The sequence below is a fragment of the Klebsiella sp. B345 genome (assembly GCF_051131735.1).
Classification (GTDB): Bacteria; Pseudomonadota; Gammaproteobacteria; order Enterobacterales; family Enterobacteriaceae; genus Klebsiella.
This window is the reverse complement of the sequence record NZ_CP180443.1, coordinates 4,262,709-4,282,906: the sequence shown is the minus strand read 5'-3', so window position 1 is coordinate 4,282,906 and position 20,198 is coordinate 4,262,709. Positions and strand designations below refer to the sequence as shown.

Here is a 20,198-nt window from a genome sequence, read left to right as displayed (position 1 = left end):
GGGGCGTGGTCTTTCAGGACAGTTTATTTCTGCGGACGCATCGCCGGGAACAGGATCACGTCACGGATGGTGTGGCTATTGGTGAACAGCATCACCATCCGGTCAATACCAATCCCCAGACCCGCAGTCGGCGGCAGGCCATATTCCAGCGCCGTCACGTAGTCTTCGTCGTAGAACATCGCTTCGTCGTCACCGGCCGCTTTCGCGTTGACCTGATCCTGGAAACGCTGTGCCTGGTCTTCCGCATCGTTCAGCTCGCTAAAGCCGTTGCCGATTTCACGCCCGCCGATAAAGAACTCAAAGCGGTCGGTGATTTCCGGATTAACGTCATTACGACGCGCCAGCGGAGAAACTTCAGCCGGATATTCGGTAATAAAAGTTGGTTGAATCAGGTGCGCTTCCGCCACTTCGTCAAAGATCTCGGTGACGATACGGCCCAGGCCCCAGCTCTTCTCAACATTAATACCAATGGATTCGGCAATGGCTTTCGCCGCGTCGAAGTTATCCAGATCCGCCATTTCGGTTTCCGGGCGATATTTCTTGATAGCTTCGCGCATGGTCAGTTTTTCAAACGGCTTGCCGAAATCGAAGATCTGATCGCCATAAGGCACCTGCGTTTTACCCAACACGGTTTGCGCCAGAGTACGGAACAGCGATTCAGTCAGCTCGATCAGATCTTTGTAATCCGCATACGCCATGTACAGTTCCATCATGGTGAATTCTGGATTATGGCGAACGGAGATCCCTTCGTTACGGAAGTTACGGTTGATTTCGAACACCCGCTCAAAGCCACCAACCACCAGGCGTTTCAGGTACAGTTCCGGCGCGATACGCAGGTACATGTCCATATCCAGGGCGTTGTGATGGGTGATGAACGGACGGGCAGAAGCGCCGCCGGGGATCACCTGCATCATCGGAGTTTCGACTTCCATAAAGCCACGGGCGACCATGAACTGGCGCATCGTCGCGAGGATCTGCGAACGGACTTTAAAGGTGTGACGCGATTCGTCGTTGGCGATCAGATCCAGGTAGCGCTGACGGTAGCGAACTTCCTGATCCTGCAGGCCGTGGAATTTGTCCGGCAGCGGGCGCAGGGCTTTGGTCAGCAGGCGCAGTTCGGTGCAGTGGATCGAGAGTTCGCCGGTCTGGGTTTTAAACAGCTTACCGCGGGCGGCGATGATGTCACCAAGGTCCCACTTTTTAAACTGCTCGTTGTAGACGCCTTCCGGCAGATCGTCGCGCGCCACGTACAGTTGGATGCGGCCACCGACGTCCTGCAAGGTAACAAAGGAGGCTTTCCCCATGATGCGGCGCGTCATCATACGACCCGCTACCGAGACTTCAATATCCAACGAGGTGAGCGCGTCGTTATCCTTGCCATCGAATTCAGCATGCAGTTGGTCAGACGTATGATCACGACGAAAATCGTTCGGGAACGGGATACCCTGCTCACGCAGCGCAGCCAGCTTTTCACGGCGGGTTTTCAGTTCATTATTAAGGTCAATTGCCTCATCGGCACTTTGTGCTTGTTGTTCAGACATGTTGGTTCCTCATAACCCTGCTTTCAATCTTGCTTCGATAAATTGAACCAGGCCACTATCCGGCTCAGCCTGATGCGTGCGGGTCTCTGCACCAGTACGCCGCCACTCTCAGACGTTGCCGCCAAAGAGAGAACGATAGAATATTTACTATCCTGGCTTTACTTAAGGCTGATATCACTCAGCAATTAAAGAATTAAAGCTTTTTCATTCACTGGCTAACCGTGTCGCCAGAATATCCTCCTCCTAACAGATGAATGATGCAAGGCGCAGATCGGCGTGCGCCTTGCAACGACATTATCGGAGCTACAAGCTACTGCCTGGCAGATCGCCGGTCGCTGCCCGGCGTTTACCCACGCTGAAGAGCGCGCCAAAGGCCAGGATGACAATCACCGCCACACACCCCAGCGTCCACTCCCCGATTTGCGAGAAGAAATGCTGCCAGGCGGCAATCGCCGTTTCGCTGAGCTGTGATTCGGTGGTCTGTTGTGCGACGATCCCCGCCAGCCAGTTGGCCACCGCCCCGGTCGCCAGCATATAAATCCCGGTCAGCACGCCGGTCACCCCCGGCATATTCAGGCGGGTGATCTGCGCCATCGCCACCGGGTCGATAAACAGCTCGGCAAAGCCCATCAGCGCCAGCCCGGTGACCATCAGCCCCATTGAAGCCTGACCATCGGCGGCACCGTGGCGGGCGTTGAGGGCCAGCACCATAAACCCGCAGCCCATCAGCACCAGACCAAAAGCAAACTTCAGCCAGACGCGAAGCGCCGAGCGGGTGCTGCCTTCCGGGCGCATCAGCCACGCCAGCATCACCCCTGCGGCCATCACCGCCACCGCATTCACCGACTGGAACAGCGCCGTCGGCACTTCAATATTCAACAGATGACGATCGACAAAACGATCGATAAACAGGCTGATCGAACTGCCGCCCTGCTGCGCCAGAACCCAGAACAGAGTACCGGTCAGCATCAGCAGAACGATTTGCCACAGCGCGCGGCGGTGCTGCGGGGAGGAGACCATAATCCGCGCCACCATCTGGGCGGCGAACACGCAGACGATCGCCAGCAGATAGCCAGACCAGTTGTTTTCCAGCAGCAGCGTGAAGAAAACCGGCGCGACGCACAGCATCACCACCAGCCAGCCCCAGGTCGGCAACACAAATTTCACCGCGCGCAGCGCCTGTTTGTCGACGCCGCGGGTGTGGCTGAAATGCCGATGGCCGCTCAGGAAAATCAGCAGCCCGATAAACATACCGATCCCCGCCAGCGCAAAACCGATATGCCAGCCGTACCATTGCGCCGTAAGGCCGCAGGCAATCGGCGCCGCGATGGAGCCGACGTTCCCCGCCGCGTACAGCAGTGAAAAACCGCCGTCGCGTCGACGATCGTCGGTGGCGTACATCTCGCCAAGCAAACAGCTGATGTTGGATTTGAACAGACCATAGCCGCAGATAATGATCGCCAGCGCGAGGTAAAGGCTCCAGGTGGCATCGGATTCAACGCCCAGCACCACATGGCCGAGCGTCATCAAGAGCGCGCCGGCAATAACTGCCGTGCGATTGCCGAGCAGGCGGTCGGCAAGCCAGCCGCCGAGAATGGGGGTCACGTAAACCAGAGAAGCGTAAGCACTGAACAGACTGATGGCGTGGCTGTCATCAAAGCCAAGTTGATGGGTGAGATAGAGGATGAGTAAGGCACGCATGCCGTAAAAGCTGAAGTATTCCCAGATTTGGATCGCTACGATGTAATAGATCGCGCGCGGTTGTGAGGGTGTTTTCATGAGGTCTCCTGCAGCGTGAAAAAAGGGAAGTGGCAAGCCACTTCCCCTGGAGCGTCAATTACTTATTGTTTTCTTCTTGCAGCACTTTAACGGTGTAACGACCATCCGCCTGACGATAGGCGCCGTGGATGTCGGTTTCGAAGCCCGGATAATGGGCGCCGATTTCGCACAGCATCTGCAGGAATTCCAGGACCGGACGGCTCTCTTCAGTGATCATTTCACCCGGCATCACCAGCGGAACTCCCGGAGGATACGGCAGGATCATGTTGGCATTGACACGGCCAACCATCTCTTCGAGATACACTTCTTCAGTTTTACCGTGCAGCTCTTTCTGGAACGCAGCGTACGGTGTGACCACCATGGCCGGCAGCACTTCGAATGCGCGGAACATCAGGTCCGGCAGGTTGTGGTGCGCGATCAGTTTGTGAATGTTCTGCGCCAGTTCCTGAACACGCATGTTTTCATAGAACTCTGGATCTTCACGATACAGTGACGGCAGCATGTTTTTCACACGCAGGTTCAGGTCGAAGGCACGTTTGAAGTCGGTCAGCGCGCGCAGCAGGCTCAGTGCCTTGGTTTTGTCGATGCCGATACTGAACAGGAACAGCAGGTTGTACGGACCGGTTTTCTCAACCACGATACCGTGTTCGTCGAGGTATTTCGCCACGATGCTGGCCGGAATACCGAACTCATCCATGGTGCCGTCTTTCTTCATCCCCGGAGTCAGCAGAGTGACTTTGATCGGGTCGAGGTACATGTGTTCGTTATCGATGTTTTTGAAACCGTGCCATGCGCTATCGGAGCGCAGCGGCCAGCATTCCGGTCCGTCGATATGTTCCGGCTGCCAGACATCGAAGAACCAGCCTTCAGACTCGCCTTTCAGACGTTTGATCTCTTTACGGAACTTGATAGAACGTTCGATAGAGCCATCAATCAGACGTTTACCGGCGTTGCCCTTCATCATCGCGGCAGCTGTTTCCGTTGATGCCACTACACCGTAATGCGGAGAGGTGGTGGTGTGCATCATATAGGCTTCGTTGAAGGTCTCTTCGTTGACATCACCTTTAACGTGGATCATAGAAGCCTGAGAGAATGCCGCCAGCAGTTTGTGCGTAGACTGGGTTTCGTAAATCACTTTCCCTTCAACACGGCCACCGCTCATCCCGCATTTCCCGGCATAGATTGGCGAGAAGTTGGTGTAAGGCACCCAGGCGGAGTCAAAGTGGATGGATTTCACATCCAGCGTTTTCTTGATGAAGTCAGTGTTGTACAGCAGACCATCATAGGTGGAGTTGGTGATAACGGCGTGTACCGGCCAGGTGGCGTTCGGCGTCTCTTTCACGCGTTTGGCGATGGTCGCGTGCTGGAATTCGCTCTGCGGAATACCACCGAGGATCCCGTAAGCGTTACGGGTCGGACGGAAGTAAATCGGCGTAATGTCGCTCATCATCATCAGATGGGTCAGCGATTTGTGGCAGTTACGGTCAATCAGCACGGTGCTGCCGGCCGGAGCAGAGTACATACCGACGATTTTGTTCGCGGTTGAAGTACCGTTGGTCACCATGTAGCTGCGTTCTGCGTTGAAGACACGCGCAATGTACTCTTCCGCTTCTTTGTGCGGGCCGCTGTGATCCAGCAGTGAACCCAGTTCAGAGACGGAAATCGAGATATCAGACTTCATGGTGTTAGAACCAAAGAAGTCATAGAAGATGCTACCTACCGGGCTTTTCTGGAAGGCAGTACCGCCCATGTGGCCAGGGGTACAGAAGGTATATTTGCCTTCACGCACATATTTGAACAGCGCTTTGGTCAGCGGCGGCAGAATAGTGTCGATGTACTCATCGGTATTCTGTTTGATTTTATCAGCGATATCATCGGCAGCGCCCAGTGCATATTCGAAGAAGCGCACCTGCATCCGCAGATCGTTAAGGCTGACGTCCAGTGTTGAATAGGTATTGGCGAAAGCATACAGCGGCATATATTCGTTCAGTTTGCTGATTTCTTCGCACAGTTCGAGATTGTACTTATCCCAGTCGAAGATCACGCCGCACAGGCGGGCGTTATTTTCGATCAGCTTCAGTAAATCTTCGCGGTCGTTCGGATAGACAATACGGAAGTCCAGGCGTTCAAGGGCGCGATGCAGTTCACGGATAGGCTCTTCTTTAAAGTAGACGCCCATGTGATTCATGATTGCGATAACGTTCATAGTCGAATCTCCAGATATGGAGAGCCCCTCCCGTCACGTGGTGACAGGTGCAGGAAGGAGCTCCAGGAAAAGGGGTTACTGATTAATGTGCGCTGGCGGTAGAGCTGTCAGTGTTGTCATTTTCGTGCTGACGCTGGTGCATTTTGCGACCGTAGAACATCAGGATGATCAGGCTGACGATAAAGGTACCGGCCAGTTCGAAGGAGCTTGCACCCATCAGGGCGATGAAGCAGAACGCACAGCCCAGTACGGAACAAATCAGGCTGACAAGGTTGCGAATGTTAATGCCTTCGAAGCGAATCAGGTCAACGCAGGAGTAGAAGTAAGGCAGCATGGTCAGCAGTACCGCGATACCGGTCAGCTCGCCGAACAGGTCAGAGGCTTTACCACCGCTGGAGTTCATCAGGGTGATCAGCACCATCAGCGCGGTCATTTTCACCGCGGCCAGCAGCAGGCCTTTTTTCGGGATACCGTTGTTATCAACTTCGCCATACACTTTCGGGAAGTTACCGTCGTTAGCGGCACGTACACCGGCCTGGCCCACCAGCATCATCCAGGAACCGAGAGATGTCAGACATGCGAAGGCGGTGAAAGCGGAAACCACTGGCGCAGCCCAACCACCGAGAATAGTCGAAGCACTGATCGCGAATGGCGCACCGGAAGCCGCCATCTGAGCTGCAGGGTACATACCGGCGATAACCTGAGTTGCCGCGATATAAACCACACCAGCCATTGCGGTGCCGAGCATGGTTGCCAGCGGAACGGTGCGTTTCGGGTTTTTCACCATACCGGTACTGACGGCCGCGGATTCTACACCCACGAAGGCCCACAGGCAGAGCAGAATACTTTTGATAACCGCGTGGCTGTCCGGGGTACTGGATGTGTTCCAGTTCGCCTGATAGGTGGCTGCATCAAACCAGTGCCAGCCGATAACCGCAGTCATTACCACCGGAATCAATACCAGCACCAGGCCGATGGTGGTCAGACGGCTGACCCAGGTACCGCCGAGCATATTCACGAAGGTAAATATCCAGACGATCGCAATACACGCGATACCGGCTGGAATCGGGTTATTCAGAATCGGGAAGAAGGTCGAAAGATAAGAGACGGCAGTAATACCGATTGCCAGGTTACCAATCCAGTTCGCATGATAATAAAGAACACCGGTCTGGAAACCGAATGCGGGAGATATTTCCCCGGCATACGCAATTGGGCCACCCTGCTGTGGGTTTTTGGTTGCCAGTCGGGCATATACATAAGCCAGCGACATAGCCCCAATAATAGAAATAACCCAACCCCAGATAGCAATACCACCGATACTGGCAAGGTTCGCAGGTAATAATGCAATACCGCTCCCCATCATATTACCAGCGACCACGCCGGTACAGGCAAATAGCCCTATCTTCTTGGCAGAACTCATGTTTGCTTTTCTCCTAAGTTTATTTTGGAGGTACAGATCATGATATAGAACCTTTAATTGACCCGACCAACTGCCAACCAGATTAAGGATTCATAGGTAAAAAGTCCTAAAGATAAAGTGAAATAACCACAAACATCAGACAAATGATATTTTGACATTTTTATGGCAACATATCAGGATGACATGTTGATATCATAAAAAGATAAACATTGATTAAAAACAGCTAGTTAGAGAGGTAATTTAATATTGAAATTGTGTTATTGGCGGGGATTTTATTGCTCAATAGATATAACAACTCAAGCGCTAAGAAGAAACATAAATTTAACCTCATCATATTCATTACATGAAACATGATGAGGCTTTACTTATTCTGCAGAGAGGAAGTTATCAAGATACGGCACGACGCGGGTCACTGAGGTCTGGAATACCGCATTTTCAATCCAGTACAATGTGTTTTCACCAGGACGTAAATTAAATGCGGTCAGATAGGCATCAGCAGCTTCCCGGTTCTCTCCTTTCATTTCGTAGACTTTGCCTAACAGCACGTAATTCACCCACGACATTTCCAGATCGATTCCGGTATTAATGGCTTCATACGCCTCGTCGACTTTTCCCTGACCTAACAGATCCACCGTTTTAATTTGATAAAACACCGCCGTGTTTTTTATCCCTGGCATCTCGCCGACTCGCGCAATTTCGGCATACAGCGCGTTGAGCTGTTCTTTATTCAACGGTTGCTGCGAATGACGTAAAACATCCACCAGCGTTTTTTCGGCATAGGCATAACAAAACTCAGGTGAGTCTTTCGTCACGTCATCAAGCAGCGCACTGGCTTTACCTAATGAGTCGACATCGCCGTTCATTAATAGCTGATGTGACTCGTAGAACTGAGTGAGCGCCGTACTGTGCGATGGCTGATATTGTTTCAACATCGCCTGCATGCGATCGGACCAGGGTTGCTTAAGCGCTTCCGACAGGCTGCTCAGCAGATCGTTTTGAATCGCCAGTTGGTTATCACTGGTGATGAAATAACGCTTGTCCATCATCATCGAGCCGTCGGCGTTATCGACCATCTGCACGGACATAAAGCACTGCTGCGCGCGATAGTGGCGCTGATTGACGAACTCAATGGTCAACGATTTTCCCGAACTGCTGGGTTCGTTGATGTTGTAGTCGGTTTTGTCATGCACCATAAACGTCGAGAAGGTGTTGAGCGAAGTCGCCACCAGGCTACCTAACCCCACCGCATAGGCGTGCTGCGACGCCCAGTTAGTACAGGAGCCGCCTTTCAGCAGGTGAATATCGATATCACGCGGGTTCAACAGCAAACGGGCTTTGGTCACCGGCGGTCGTGACTCCATCGTCGACAGCGCGACTAATGCCACGCAGGTCCCGAGTGCCAGCAGGAACAGGATCCAGACGCCGAAGGTGGTGATGCGTCGGCGCTTTTCCGATTTCACCGGCATCGGCTGACGTTGTAGCCCCTCGTCAGAGAGTACTGGCGTAGCCGGCTCGCCCGGCATCGCCACCGGAGCGGTGGCTGCGGCCGTCGCCGGAGCAGGAGGCATCAAAGGAGGGATAACCGGCGCGGGGGCTTCCCCCTCTTCCGTACACCAGATCACCGGCACCGTGAGCTTATAGCCGCGCTTGGGTACCGTTGCAATATATTCGGGGCTACTATCATCCCCATCTTTCAGTGACTTACGGAGTTCAGAGATGCTCTGTGTCACGACGTGGCTGGTGACCACGTTACGAGTCCAGACATTATCAATCAGCTCGTCCCTGCTGAGAACTTCATCGGGATGACGAGCAAAAAAGACCAAAAGATCGATTAAACGCGGTTCAAGAGTAAGCTGACGCCCCTTCCGGCTAATTTGGTTATCGGAAGGGGTAACCAGCCATTCTCCCACGCGTACAACAGGTTGTTGCATAAAAAAGCGCCCAAAACGAAGAGGGAAAGGCGCGATGATAGCACATTTCCCATACCTAATTATGATAGGGGTCATTACCTTGAACGCGTTATATCAATCTACAATTATTTAACTTATCCAGTTTTTATGTCCAGACATCCCAATCAATGACCTATTAACTCCTGCTTACTTTATGAATAAATCGTTCAGGAATACCGATCGATACCGCCGTTATTGCACCAGAAAGTGAGGTTAGCGATACTGTGCCACCGCGCGCTCCAGGGCGCCAATATCCGGGCTGGATAACAGCGGTTGCAGCTGCAGCAACGTCTCTTCCGTTAATTCATAGAGCCTGAGCTTTAACAGTCGCGCGATATCCTCTTCAGGAAAACGCAGCTTAATCTCGCAGGCCGGGTTGCCCCCTACCACCGTATAAGGCGGGACATCTTTGGTCACCACCGCCCCTGCGGCCACCACCGCCCCTTCGCCAATCGTGATGCCCGGCATAATCATCGCCCGCATGCCAATCCAGCAGCCATCTTTCAGCACGGTATCGCCGCGTGGTTGATAAGCTTCTTTGACGGAAGCCGCAAATGGATAGAAGCTGACCCAATCGAGTCGGTGGGTACTGTTGCCGCCCATCAGGATGACCGCTTCCGCGGCGATGCAGACAAAATTGCCGATAATGAGCTTATCCACGTGGCCTAGCGGCCCCCACTCCTCGCTGGCACTATCGTCATGCAGATGACGTACAACGCCACGTTCAAAGCCCCGATCCCAGAAATCGCTGTAGTAACTATGGGTGCCGTGAATAATGATATTCGGGTTCTTGACCGTCTGGTGCAGGCGTTCGGTTATCGCCCAGTGTTTGTCCGCCATCGTGGCATTCCTTCTTGCTTTTTATATGATGACTGCGTGCAGGTGAATCATCATAAGCTAAAAGTTTCGGCGCAGGAACAACCACTTAATAGCGGGAAGGGACCCCATCAGGGCAGGTTTTAAAACGCCGATGGAGCCACATATATTGCTCTGGCGCCATCAGGATGCACTGTTCAATAATGTTGTTCATCCAGCTGGCCGTACTTTCTGCGCTCTCAAGTGGCGGGGTTGATTCCGGCGTCAACGAGATCAATTCATAACCACCACCATCAGGTTTGCGACGGGGAACAAAAGGCACGATCGCCGCTTTCGACATTTTAGCCAGAATCCAGGTTCCGGTCGTTGTAGCCGCCTGCTCGACGCCAAAAAAAGGGGCAAACACGCTGCTTTCCGGGCCATAGTCGTGGTCCGGCGCGTACCAGAGGATCTCCCCCTCTTTCAGGACACGTACCATCCCTTTCAGGTTTTTGCGATCCAGCATGGTCTTGTTCGAACGTAACCGCCCGCGGGTCTGTAGCCAGTCCAGCACCGGATTATCGTTGGGACGGTATACGCCAACGCCCGGCGTATGCATGCCGAACATCCGCGCCCCCAGCTCGAGGGTGAGGAAATGCACGCCAATCAGCAGCACCCCTTGCTTTTGTTGCTGCAGGTTAATCACTTCCTCCACGCCGCTGGTCTCGCTCCAGCGGGCAATTCGGCTGGTGGGCCAGAACCATGCCATGCCCGTTTCCATCAACCCCATCCCCAGGGATTCAAAGTTTCGTCGCACCATCTCATGGCGCTGAACATCGTTCATTTCAGGAAAGCACAGTTCGACATTGCGCCCGGCAATACTGACACGACGCTTCATAAAGCGCATCGCCAGGCGCCCCATCGCCGTGCCCAGGCGATAGATGAGCGGATAAGGTAGCTGCACCGCCAACCATAACAAACCCGCCCCCAGCCATATCAGCCAGTATTTGGGGCGAAAAAAAGAGCGCGAAAATTGCGGTAAAAGCGACATGGGGATCCTGTTTATCCAATATTAGGAAAAACGACAACATGGCATGGCACACGCGGAGTATCGCGCTGCGGAGGCGGTTTTATTTAATCGATGGCAATATTGTCGTGCGAATAAGAATAAAATTATATCGCTGAACCGGGCGCAGGATACTCTGTTGTATGTAACAAATTTATTATTAATTAAATTATTCAGTCATTCGTGAAATAGCCTAATGGACCAGGCTCTAAGTAGATAACATCTTAATTATTCTCAGTCGCTATCATTCAACAACGTGAATATCCGCTCGCCCCCTCAAGGAGGCGAACGGCGAATTTACTGCACCCGATCCGCATCGGGCGTGGGCAGGCTCGTCAGGGCCGTTCGTGAACGGTGGCTATAGTAATATATGCCGATCAGCAGCACGGTAAACGGAATGCCGAACCACAACGTCATGCGGAAGAAATCGGTGAACGCCGTTGAGATCAGTAACGCCAGCATCAGACTGGCCCCCAGCAACGGAGTCCAGGGATAGCCCCACAGCCGAAACTTCAACGCCGTTTGCTGGTGCTGACGGCGGAAAAACAGATGGGTGATAAAGATCATCAGCCAGGTGAAACAGGCGCCATAGACCGAAATGGACATCATGGCGGCAAATGCCTGCTGCGGGTAGAGCACGCTCAGCACGATGGAGATCATAATCCCGACGCACGAGATAGCCAACGCATTCACCGGGATCCCGCGCGCGCTGATCCGGCCAAACCCCGCCGGTGCCTGGCGGGCCCGCGACAATGAGAACATCATGCGGGTGGTGATATACAGCTGGCTGTTCATCGCCGAAAGCGCCGCAATCAGGACGATAAAGTTAAAAATACCGCCGGCATACGGCAGATGAATCACGTTCATCGCCACCAGGAAGGGGCTTTCGCTGGTGCCGGACTGACGCCACGGTACAATCGCCAGCATCAGCGCAATCGACAGCATATAGAAGATAAACAGGCGCAGGATGGTCCCTTTAAACGCCGACTTCACCGCCACCACCGGGTTTTTGGCCTCGCCTGCCGCCACGGCGATCATTTCGATGCTGAGATAGCTGAAAATAGCGACGATGGTCGCAAACCACATGCCGCTCACCCCGAACGGCATAAACCCACCGCTGGCGGTAAAATTGTGCAGGCCGTAGGTCGGGTTAGCCGAGAAAGCGAGGATCCCCAGGCCAATCAGGATAAACGCCACGATCGCCAGCACCTTGACCGTCGAGAGCGCATACTCCACCTGACCAAACCATTTCACACCGATAACATTAATCACGATCACCACCGCGGAGAACAGCAGAACCCACGGCCAGACCGGCGTATCCGGGAACCAGAACTGCATATACATCCCGATCGCGGTGACTTCGGTTCCCACCGCCAGCACCACGCAGGACCAGTAGGAGTAGCGCACCAGAAATCCGCACAGCGGGCTCAGGTAAAACTCGGCATAGTCGCCAAAGGAGCCTGGAGTGGGATGCTCTGAGGTCATCTCTGCCAGACAGCCCATCAACAGCAGCGCGATCACGCCGCCAATCAGATAGCTCAGCAATACCGACGGCCCGGCCATCTGAATCGCATAGGCGCTGCCGAGGAACAGCCCGGTACCAATCGCCCCGCCAATCGCCAGCATCGACATCTGCCCGGCGGTCAGTTGCTTCTTAAGCCCGTCCTGGCGCTGCGCAATCTCATCAAAACGCTTACGATCTTTCATCGGTTCCTGCCTTAGCGACGGGCGGTGGTGACATCGAGGATCGCGGCGGTGACGTAGTCAATATTGTCACCATTAAGGCCGGGCAGACACATGCGCCCTGGGGCCACCAGATAAATGGAATAGCGCTCGCGCAGTTCGCTGACCTGACGCTCGTTGAGGCCGGTATAGCTGAACATGCCTCGCTGATCGCGGATGCGCCGATAGTCCAGCGCAGAGGCCCCCTGCTCCAGTCCGGCGGACAGACGCTGGCGCATCAGTTGGATCCGCTCGCGCATGGTGGCGAGCTCCGCCTGCCACTGCTGGCACAGTTGTGTATCGGTTAATATCGTCTCAACTATGCGGCTACCGTGGGTTGGCGGGCAGGAGTAGCTCCTGCGAATCAGGGTTTTGAGCGCCCCCTGAACATTGACAGCTTCGCTGGCGCTGGCGCAGCGAACCGTCAGTCCCCCGACGCGCTGGCCGTACAGGGCTATATTTTTCGAAAACGAGTTGGCGACGATAAAATCAAGATCGCTCTCCAGCGCCAGCCTCAGCGCATAGCAGTCCTCTTCCAGGCCGGCACCGAAGCCCTGATAGGCGATATCGAAGAAGGGCAACAGCCGCTGCGTCTGCATCATGGCCAGCAGGGTCTGCCACTGGCTGTGGCTCAGGTCGGTGCCGGTCGGGTTATGACAGCACGGATGTAACAGCACCGCGGTCCCGGCGGGCAGTGTCTGCAGGACCGCCAGCATCTCGGCAAAACGCAATTCGCCGCTGAGGTTGTCGAAATAGGGGTAATGGTTGACCTGAAGCCCCGCGCCGGAAAAAATGGCCTGATGGTTGGCCCAGGTCGGGTCAGAAACCCAAATCTCTTTACGCTGTAAAAAATGTACCAGCAGGTCTGCTGCCAGCTTCAATGCCCCCGAACCGCCCACGGTTTGTACCGTCGCCAGCGCGTGCTGTGCAGCGCCTGGCCCCAACAACAACGTTTGAATCTGGCCGGCAAAGCGCGCACTGCCTTCAATCGGCGGGTAGCCGTGTGGCTGCTGCAAAGCAAGCAGTCGCTGCTCTGCCTGCTGAACGGTCTCCAGCAGCGGAATAGCCCCGCGCTCGTCGTAATATAAGCCAATGCCTAAATTCACTTTTCGCGGATGGCGGTCCTGTAAATACGCTTCCATCAGCGACATAATAGGGTCGGGAGTCGATGGTTTAATTTCTGAGAACATAGGTATCCTTAGCCATAATAAATTATGGCCAGCAGGTGAATATTTATTGTTGTTTTCAAGCCGTCGCGCTGACGGTGATCTCTATTTTCATGCCAGGCACCACTAATTTATCCACGATAACCGTCGACCGATTCGGATAAGGTGCATTGAAGTAGCGTCGGTAAATATTATCCAGCATCGCTACATCGTTAACATCGGTAAGATAAATAATGACCTGTAATACATTATCGCTATGACTCCCGGCCGCCTGAAGCGTGCGGGCGAGATTATCAAAGGTCAATGTGATCTGTTTTTCCGCCGCACCGGTTTCAATGCTGCCATCGGTGCGGACCGGGCCGTGTGCAGTAAAAAGCATCCCACCGCCACGCGTCGCCCAGGAAAAAGGCTGACCAATATCCGGCAGGTCGGTCTGAATTACGTCTCGCATAAAGGCTTCCTGTATTTGCAAAGTACGCTAAAAAGTGCGCAATCAGTGGCAAACAGCGCATCAAGGATGGAGTAGTGATTGGCATTCTCTATTGCCATTTTCCCGACCGACCTTCCCTGCTGGCACAGCTGTTGGGCATAGTATTCACTCTGTGCTATCAGCTCTGGTCGCTCGCGACTCCCGTAAAACAGCGTCAACGGCGCGGCCTGTGCCGGCACATGGCGCAGAGGGCTAAGCTCGCGCACTTCCTGCGCCGTCAGCTGTAATTGTTGATTCACCGCGGTGGTCAGCAGCGGTTCGAGTTCAAAAATACCGCTGATCGCCAGGACCGCCTCCACGCCCGGATGAGCCTGCCAGCAGGCCGCCAGATGCCCACCGGCAGAGTGTCCACTGAGATACAACGGCCCCGCCACGCCAGGTTGGCGAGCAATAGCATCCAGCGCCGCGCCAATTTGCTGGTGGATCGTCGTCAGCATGACCTGCGGCGCTAACGAATATTCCACCAGCATTACATCAAACCCCAGAGCCAGCGGACCCGCGGTAATAAAGGCAAAATCCTCTTTATTACAGGATTGCCAGTAGCCACCGTGGATAAATACTATTGTTCCTACTTTCTCTTTCGGAGAAATAAACCAGTCAATACGCTCCCGCGCCTTTTCACCATAAGAAAAAGTCATGATATTTTCGCAACGTTGATAAGCTAACTGACTTCGCCGCTGAAAGTCAGCCAGTATTTCCGCTTCATTATCTACGGTGGTGCTGTTGTCATAACTTCCGACGCTGAGTTTCATATATTAAACTTTGTTTATTATTTAAGACGTGGCTTAACTATTAGCAATGAGAAAATTTATTGTCAAGCGTGGTTAAAGTGGAATGCGTGAAGGTTAATAGAATTTAATTTTTCGCCTGAATAAGTTTTACCAGTGAAACTTTTCCCGGGTGATTAGGCCATTGAGAGAGGACTGATGAGGTGTCACCATTCACTTTTCGCCACCGGCATCTTGCGGTTGCCCCCTCCGGCTCATCGTACTGTGACCGAGTCAACGTCCTGAGACACCGCTGAGGGGTCCAGATTGTACAAACATCGCGAAAAGGCCATACTCAACGACATAAATAAGCCATTGTTTTGATATTAATTTGGCCGTAGTAATGTCGGGTCTCAAAATGTATAAGAAGGAATACAGACCAATGAAATATAAATTAGTTAAGCAAGTGGTCCATGATGATGTCTTAAGAAACAGCTTCATTAACTTAGCCATTAAGACCTTTGAGCTCTCTTTTAAGTCATGGTACAAGCAAGGCTACTGGACTGACTCCTATATTCCTTATGCTTTCGTCGACAATAATAATAAAGTCATTGCCAATGCCTCCGCCAATATCATTGACCTGCAGTGGCAAGGCCAGCCCAAGCGCTATATTCAGATTGGCACCGTGATGACCGCCATCGACCATCGGGAAAAAGGCTTAGCCAGCCAGTTAATAAAGCAGATTCTGGCGGACTGGCAGGATCGCGTCGACGGGATTTTTCTGTTTGCCAACTCCACCACCGTTGATTTTTATCCACGATTTGGCTTTGAGCGTACGGATGAATACCAGTACACCCTGCCGGTTATGCCGACCGCTGGGGATTTTCGCAAGCTCGATATGGATAACGCCGGCGATGTTGAACTGCTTAAATCTTACTACCAGAAATCCAATCCGTTTTCTCAACTCACCGCGCACAATAACTTCGGGCTGTTGATGTTTTATTGTTCAGCGTTTATGAAACACTGCATCTATTACTCGGAGAAAAATAAAGCCGTGGCGATAGCGATGCAGAGCGAACATGCGCTACTGTGCTTTGATATTTTCTGTGACAGTACGAGTTCGATGTCCACCATCGTGAATGAACTGGCCGCGGATCAGACCCGGCAGGTTATTTTAGGTTTTACCCCGAAGGAAGACCGGGCCGGTGAATATGACAAGATAGAGATCGATGATTTTCTGTTCATCTATTCGGCAAAAGAGAATATTTTCAAAGACCGTAAACTGATGTTCCCTACCCTCGCACACGCCTGAATGCTATTCAACCATTCATGCTGCCCGGGTGGCATGAATGGCCGGGCGTCAATCCGTCAGGGTGTGACAACAAACAACGATTTACAACGCGGACACATCAGGGCGGCACCGTTTTTAACCTTGCTGAGCGGATGCCGTGATTTATGTCGGCATTCCGGACACCTTACCGTCGTCCCTGCAGAGGAACGAAAACGCTTCACTGCGTTATCAAAGAATGACATAGACCTTACCCGCTGGTTGAGTGTGGTTTATCATAACATTGGCTGATTAAAAAACACACAGATCATACTGCCGATGGCAAAGCGTCCACGGCGCAGCGAATCAGAGAGAGAAAAATCAGGAGATGGTGAGGACGGTGAAAGACGCGTACCATCTCCGATCAAAAGGCGTTTTTGCGGGGTCATGCCATACGCCGGTCGCACAATGGTTACCGTTCCTTAAACATCAATGCGTTATATCAGTGCCGATACAGGGTGCCGTCACTGTGCCCAGACCCAATCCGGCCTGCTTCAATTAAAATTTCATCGATAACGTCTTCAAGGCATGCTGAGCCATGGTTCTCACAAATCCGATGAACCTGGGTCAATATTTCCTCCTGGGACATCTCTCCGCGCAGCGCCGACATCAGCATCACCGATGCCCAGCGCCGAACTTCCGGGTGCGTAATCATGCGATTTACCTCCAACCAGCCACATACCCGTATAAATTATAGGTGCTGTGATGAAGTTCATCACCGCGATGCATGATAATTCCCTTCCGGCCCTGACGCCGGTGGCGACCTGGCTCACCGGCGTCGGCCCTGTGACAGAGGCGTGCCGACGCTACTTTTGCACGCGGCGTGAAATATAGTCCCGAGGCGCTTCCCCGGTGTAAATCTGCCGTGGACGGTAGATATTCAGCGGCGCTTCATGCATTTCGTTCCAGTGCGCGACCCAGCCCAGGGTGCGCCCAACGGCGGTAATGACCACAAACATCGAAGAAGGCAGACCCATCGCTTTCAGGATCACCGCCGTGTAGAAGTCCACGCTCGGTGACAGGCCGTTTTCGATAAAGTACGGATCGCTCAGTGCCACCTCTTCAAGGGCCATCGCCACCTGCAGCAGCTGATCGGACATCCCGAGCTCTGCCAGTACCCGATGGCAGGTTTCACGCAAGATTGCGGCCCGCGGATCGAGATGTTTGTAGCGTGAGTTGCCAAAGCCCAGGCGACGGAAGGCCTGCGGGTCACGCTTCGCTTTGCTCATAAACGCCGGTACCTGGTCCACGCTCTCGATAGCGTCCAGCATCTGCATGCTCGCCTCGTTAGCGCCGCCGTGCATCGGCCCCCACATGGAGGCCAGGCCGGCCGCCACGCAGGCAAACAGGTTAGCCCCGGAGGAACCCGCCGCCCGCACCGTCGTGGTGGAAGCACACTGCCCGTGATCGGCATGGAGAACCAGAATCTGGTTCATCGCCTGCTCAATCACCGGATTCACAACGTATTTTTCCGCCGGGATGGCAAACAGCATATGCAGGAAATTCCCGGCGTACGCCAGGTCGTTCTTTGGATAGACCGCCGGCTGTTCGATGGAAAACTTATAGCTCATTGCCGCGATGGTCGGCATTTTGGACAGCAGACGGGTGGCAGCCAGCGCGCGATGGTCTGGATTTTCGACGTCCAGCACGTCATGGTAGAACGCTGCCAGCGCCCCCACCATGGCGCACATCAGCGCCATCGGATGGGCATCGCGGCGGAATCCACTGCACATTTTCGACATCTGCTCGTGGACCAGGGTATGACGGGTGATTTTCTCCCGGAAGGCTTGATAGCTCGCCTCATCGGGCGCCTCCCCTTGCAGCATAATACAGGCGACCTCAAGGAAGTCGCACTGCCGCGCCAGTTGATCGACCGGATAACCCCGGTGCAGCAGGACGCTGTTTTCGGTATCAATATAGGAAATAGCCGACTCGCACCCGGCGGTATTGCTAAAGCCGGGATCAAAGCTGCACATTCCTGACGATGCGAGCGCGCGGGCATCGAGACCGACCTGACCCAGCGTTCCGGACACCGTATTCAGGGGGATGGACTGCTGCCCATCCAAAGAAAGTGTTACTGGCGTAGTCCCCATCTTTTCAATTCCCCCTCTGCAGCATATCGTGAGCACCCTGAAGCCATTCTTCAGGCCGAATTTCCAACATAGCCAGAGTACTGCGGCTATTCTTTGATATAAACGGTTAAAAGCGTGATAAAAGCGGGTTTTAGCCCATCAATATGATCATTACTGAGTAAGGACCGCCGTGTTAGCCAATACGCTCATTGTTATCGTCGCCGCCATTCATATCTACATCCTGATTCTGGAGATGTTTTTATGGCAGAGCAAAACCGGCCGCAAGGCCTTCAACCTTAGCGCCGACTTTGCCCGTGATACCCGGGTGATGGCCGCCAATCAGGGGCTGTACAACGGTTTTTTAGCCGCCGGATTGCTGTGGGGATTGTGGCGCGGGGAACAGGGACTCGAGATTACGATTTTCTTTCTGATTTGCGTGATTATCGCCGGGATCTTCGGTGCCATGACCGCCAGTCGGAAAATACTGTATGTGCAGGCGCTGCCTGCGGCGTTGGCGCTGATTGCCCTGTGCGTTCGCTAGTCAGGCGCTGACGTAACAACCATGACGACGTCGGTCGCCATGGTTGTTCACTTGCCCTCAACGTTATAATTTGAGGGTAATCTGCGTACCCACAACCCACGCGTCTTTGATTTCTTTGACACCACCGGGCCCACTGAGGAACTGCACATTAGGTCGTAAGGTAAACCAGGGCGTTACCGCGATGCTGTAGTGCAGTTCGGCTGCGTACTCGGCGCCGCGAACCGGTGTCCAGGCCGGATCGTCATAACCCTCCGCCCCTTTGAGTTCGTTCTGCAAACGGGCTCGCTCCGCCACCCGATAGTTCGCATGCATTTTGCTGAACCCAAGACCAATATAATCCTGAGGACGGCTGTCAAACAGGCCTTTATACACGGTGCCAATCTGTGTCTGATAGTCCATGGTCGCCGTCGCTTTATCGTTCATTGCCAGGTGCCAGAATAACGATAATCCCCGATTTGTGCTGCCCTGCTCTCGGGTCACCTGCTGCTGTAAATAGACCCAACCACCGTAGCGACCATCACGCACTGCAGGGGCACGTTTGCTCAGTACATAATCATCGCCATGACTGTCTTTCAGTACATCGCTGGCATCCGCCGTGTTATACCAGGCCCCTACCTTGAACGCTCCCGGAAGTTGCTTGATACCCAGCAGCGGGGTATATCCCAGTTCAACCAGATACATATTGCCAGTGCGTCCGGTATTATCTAACTGGAAGCTGCCGCTACGGGTGGCGTAGTTGGGGTTGTACATAAAGGCCCCGGTCTGGAGGTACGTTTGCGCAGTCATATTGTAACGAACCCGCAGCCCCCATTGCCCTATAGGGGTGTTATACCATGCGCTATTCCCGTGGCCCGCCAGCGATCCACACAGTGACAGGTTCTGAAAATAACAGCCGTTATTGTCAAAATCCTCCCCCACTGGTATCAGACCGGCTTTAAGATCCAACGCGTTATCGAACCACGACTGGCGATACCAAAACTGCGCGGCATGCCAGGTCTGGCCACGACCATAGTTACTGTTGACCGTTGACCCCATCACCGGCGCTCGCGGGTCCTGAATCCGGTCCTTGGTTAAATCACGACCGTTACGATCGACGACCGACATTTTAAATTGCCCATTGGCGATACCGGCTATTTTCTGCAGATCCATATCGACACCAATAATATATTGGTCGCTGTAACGCACCGTTTTATTTCGGTTATACCCGCCGGAGATATTTGAGGCCAGCATCGAGCCATATTCTAACGTAAAGTCATAGCCTTTATTTTTAAGATCGCTACGGTATCCACCCCAGTCGCCGGTCATATGTTGGCCGGTCGCGGAGAAAGGTGAATCGCTGGCAAATAATGAAGCAGGAAAGTATAAGAAACCCAAAAAACAATAATATTGCAATTTTATATATATCATTTCTCGACCT

At 53.4% G+C, this 20,198-nt stretch carries 17 protein-coding genes and 1 pseudogene; 2 read left to right on the top strand and 16 right to left on the bottom strand.

Features of this window, described 5'->3' with window-relative positions; all coding sequences use genetic code 11:
- Positions 1 to 23: 23 nt before the first annotated feature.
- From lysS to ACMYSO_RS20040, 12 genes and pseudogenes are all read right to left on the bottom strand, one after another.
- Positions 24 to 1,541, bottom strand: a complete 1,518-nt coding sequence (gene lysS / locus ACMYSO_RS20095; protein ID WP_434667194.1) for a lysine--tRNA ligase — start codon at positions 1,539 to 1,541, stop codon at positions 24 to 26.
- A 9-nt stretch (positions 1,542 to 1,550) separates the two neighbouring features.
- Positions 1,551 to 1,640, bottom strand: a pseudogene (locus ACMYSO_RS20090) (hypothetical protein); the annotation flags it as partial.
- 204 nt (positions 1,641 to 1,844) lie between these two features.
- Positions 1,845 to 3,320 (bottom strand): dipeptide permease DtpD, encoded by a 1,476-nt coding sequence (gene dtpD / locus ACMYSO_RS20085; protein ID WP_434667191.1) that lies wholly within the window; start codon positions 3,318 to 3,320, stop codon positions 1,845 to 1,847.
- A 58-nt stretch (positions 3,321 to 3,378) separates the two neighbouring features.
- The gene (gene cadA, locus ACMYSO_RS20080) at positions 3,379 to 5,526 is read right to left on the bottom strand and encodes a lysine decarboxylase CadA (RefSeq protein ID WP_434667189.1); all 2,148 of its coding nucleotides are present in this window, start codon (positions 5,524 to 5,526) and stop codon (positions 3,379 to 3,381) included.
- Between the two features lie 82 nt (positions 5,527 to 5,608).
- Positions 5,609 to 6,946: a cadaverine/lysine antiporter gene (gene cadB, locus ACMYSO_RS20075; RefSeq protein ID WP_434586059.1), complete on the bottom strand. Its 1,338-nt coding sequence runs from the start codon at positions 6,944 to 6,946 to the stop codon at positions 5,609 to 5,611.
- A 365-nt stretch (positions 6,947 to 7,311) separates the two neighbouring features.
- The gene (gene cadC / locus ACMYSO_RS20070) at positions 7,312 to 8,877 is read right to left on the bottom strand and encodes a lysine decarboxylation/transport transcriptional activator CadC (RefSeq protein WP_434667186.1); all 1,566 of its coding nucleotides are present in this window, start codon (positions 8,875 to 8,877) and stop codon (positions 7,312 to 7,314) included.
- A gap of 231 nt (positions 8,878 to 9,108) precedes the next feature.
- Positions 9,109 to 9,735, bottom strand: coding sequence for a CatB-related O-acetyltransferase (locus ACMYSO_RS20065; protein ID WP_434667185.1), 627 nt, complete (start codon positions 9,733 to 9,735; stop codon positions 9,109 to 9,111).
- An 85-nt stretch (positions 9,736 to 9,820) separates the two neighbouring features.
- Positions 9,821 to 10,741: a Kdo(2)-lipid IV(A) acyltransferase gene (locus ACMYSO_RS20060; RefSeq protein WP_434667183.1), complete on the bottom strand. Its 921-nt coding sequence runs from the start codon at positions 10,739 to 10,741 to the stop codon at positions 9,821 to 9,823.
- A gap of 312 nt (positions 10,742 to 11,053) precedes the next feature.
- Positions 11,054 to 12,463 (bottom strand): amino acid permease, encoded by a 1,410-nt coding sequence (locus tag ACMYSO_RS20055; RefSeq protein WP_434667176.1) that lies wholly within the window; start codon positions 12,461 to 12,463, stop codon positions 11,054 to 11,056.
- A gap of 11 nt (positions 12,464 to 12,474) precedes the next feature.
- On the bottom strand, positions 12,475 to 13,668 hold the full coding sequence (locus ACMYSO_RS20050) for an aromatic amino acid transaminase (protein WP_434667173.1): 1,194 nt from the start codon (positions 13,666 to 13,668) through the stop codon (positions 12,475 to 12,477).
- A gap of 55 nt (positions 13,669 to 13,723) precedes the next feature.
- Positions 13,724 to 14,095, bottom strand: coding sequence for a RidA family protein (locus tag ACMYSO_RS20045; protein ID WP_434586065.1), 372 nt, complete (start codon positions 14,093 to 14,095; stop codon positions 13,724 to 13,726).
- Positions 14,083 to 14,886 (bottom strand): alpha/beta hydrolase, encoded by an 804-nt coding sequence (locus ACMYSO_RS20040; protein ID WP_434667170.1) that lies wholly within the window; start codon positions 14,884 to 14,886, stop codon positions 14,083 to 14,085. The genes ACMYSO_RS20045 and ACMYSO_RS20040 overlap by 13 nt, the downstream gene beginning before the upstream one ends.
- 397 nt (positions 14,887 to 15,283) lie before the next feature.
- On the opposite strand from ACMYSO_RS20040, the gene ACMYSO_RS20035 reads away from it, so the two are divergent.
- Positions 15,284 to 16,153, top strand: a complete 870-nt coding sequence (locus tag ACMYSO_RS20035) for a GNAT family N-acetyltransferase (protein WP_434667167.1) — start codon at positions 15,284 to 15,286, stop codon at positions 16,151 to 16,153.
- Positions 16,154 to 16,209: 56 nt separating this feature from the next.
- On the opposite strand, the gene ACMYSO_RS20030 is transcribed toward ACMYSO_RS20035, so the two are convergent.
- The 3 genes from ACMYSO_RS20030 to ACMYSO_RS20020 form a co-directional block, all read right to left on the bottom strand.
- A complete protein-coding gene (locus ACMYSO_RS20030; RefSeq protein WP_217426878.1) occupies positions 16,210 to 16,374 on the bottom strand; it encodes a YnfU family zinc-binding protein in 165 nt (54 codons plus the stop codon).
- Between the two features lie 236 nt (positions 16,375 to 16,610).
- Positions 16,611 to 16,823 (bottom strand): hypothetical protein, encoded by a 213-nt coding sequence (locus ACMYSO_RS20025; RefSeq protein WP_123755780.1) that lies wholly within the window; start codon positions 16,821 to 16,823, stop codon positions 16,611 to 16,613.
- A 151-nt stretch (positions 16,824 to 16,974) separates the two neighbouring features.
- Positions 16,975 to 18,261, bottom strand: coding sequence for a citrate synthase (locus ACMYSO_RS20020; protein ID WP_434667164.1), 1,287 nt, complete (start codon positions 18,259 to 18,261; stop codon positions 16,975 to 16,977).
- Between the two features lie 169 nt (positions 18,262 to 18,430).
- Between ACMYSO_RS20020 and ACMYSO_RS20015 the strand changes: the two genes are divergently transcribed.
- The gene (locus ACMYSO_RS20015; RefSeq protein ID WP_434667161.1) at positions 18,431 to 18,781 is read left to right on the top strand and encodes a DUF1304 domain-containing protein; all 351 of its coding nucleotides are present in this window, start codon (positions 18,431 to 18,433) and stop codon (positions 18,779 to 18,781) included.
- Positions 18,782 to 18,844: 63 nt separating this feature from the next.
- Here ACMYSO_RS20015 and ACMYSO_RS20010 read toward each other — a convergent pair whose 3' ends face one another.
- Positions 18,845 to 20,188: a carbohydrate porin gene (locus ACMYSO_RS20010; RefSeq protein ID WP_434667158.1), complete on the bottom strand. Its 1,344-nt coding sequence runs from the start codon at positions 20,186 to 20,188 to the stop codon at positions 18,845 to 18,847.
- Positions 20,189 to 20,198: the final 10 nt, after the last annotated feature.

Bases quoted from the DNA above. Each gene is read 5' to 3' on its own strand.
- ACMYSO_RS20065 (WP_434667185.1), bottom strand. From the start codon at position 9,735: ATGGCGGACAAACACTGGGCGATAACCGAACGCCTGCACCAGACGGTC.
- cadA (WP_434667189.1), bottom strand. From the start codon at position 5,526: ATGAACGTTATCGCAATCATGAATCACATGGGCGTCTACTTTAAAGAA.
- ACMYSO_RS20045 (WP_434586065.1), bottom strand. From the start codon at position 14,095: ATGCGAGACGTAATTCAGACCGACCTGCCGGATATTGGTCAGCCTTTT.
- ACMYSO_RS20040 (WP_434667170.1), bottom strand. From the start codon at position 14,886: ATGAAACTCAGCGTCGGAAGTTATGACAACAGCACCACCGTAGATAAT.
- ACMYSO_RS20050 (WP_434667173.1), bottom strand. From the start codon at position 13,668: ATGTTCTCAGAAATTAAACCATCGACTCCCGACCCTATTATGTCGCTG.
- ACMYSO_RS20035 (WP_434667167.1), top strand. From the start codon at position 15,284: ATGAAATATAAATTAGTTAAGCAAGTGGTCCATGATGATGTCTTAAGA.
- ACMYSO_RS20055 (WP_434667176.1), bottom strand. From the start codon at position 12,463: ATGAAAGATCGTAAGCGTTTTGATGAGATTGCGCAGCGCCAGGACGGG.
- cadB (WP_434586059.1), bottom strand. From the start codon at position 6,946: ATGAGTTCTGCCAAGAAGATAGGGCTATTTGCCTGTACCGGCGTGGTC.
- ACMYSO_RS20060 (WP_434667183.1), bottom strand. From the start codon at position 10,741: ATGTCGCTTTTACCGCAATTTTCGCGCTCTTTTTTTCGCCCCAAATAC.
- ACMYSO_RS20020 (WP_434667164.1), bottom strand. From the start codon at position 18,261: ATGGGGACTACGCCAGTAACACTTTCTTTGGATGGGCAGCAGTCCATC.
- dtpD (WP_434667191.1), bottom strand. From the start codon at position 3,320: ATGAAAACACCCTCACAACCGCGCGCGATCTATTACATCGTAGCGATC.
- cadC (WP_434667186.1), bottom strand. From the start codon at position 8,877: ATGCAACAACCTGTTGTACGCGTGGGAGAATGGCTGGTTACCCCTTCC.
- ACMYSO_RS20010 (WP_434667158.1), bottom strand. From the start codon at position 20,188: ATGATATATATAAAATTGCAATATTATTGTTTTTTGGGTTTCTTATAC.
- ACMYSO_RS20025 (WP_123755780.1), bottom strand. From the start codon at position 16,823: ATGATTACGCACCCGGAAGTTCGGCGCTGGGCATCGGTGATGCTGATG.
- ACMYSO_RS20030 (WP_217426878.1), bottom strand. From the start codon at position 16,374: ATGTCATTCTTTGATAACGCAGTGAAGCGTTTTCGTTCCTCTGCAGGG.
- lysS (WP_434667194.1), bottom strand. From the start codon at position 1,541: ATGTCTGAACAACAAGCACAAAGTGCCGATGAGGCAATTGACCTTAAT.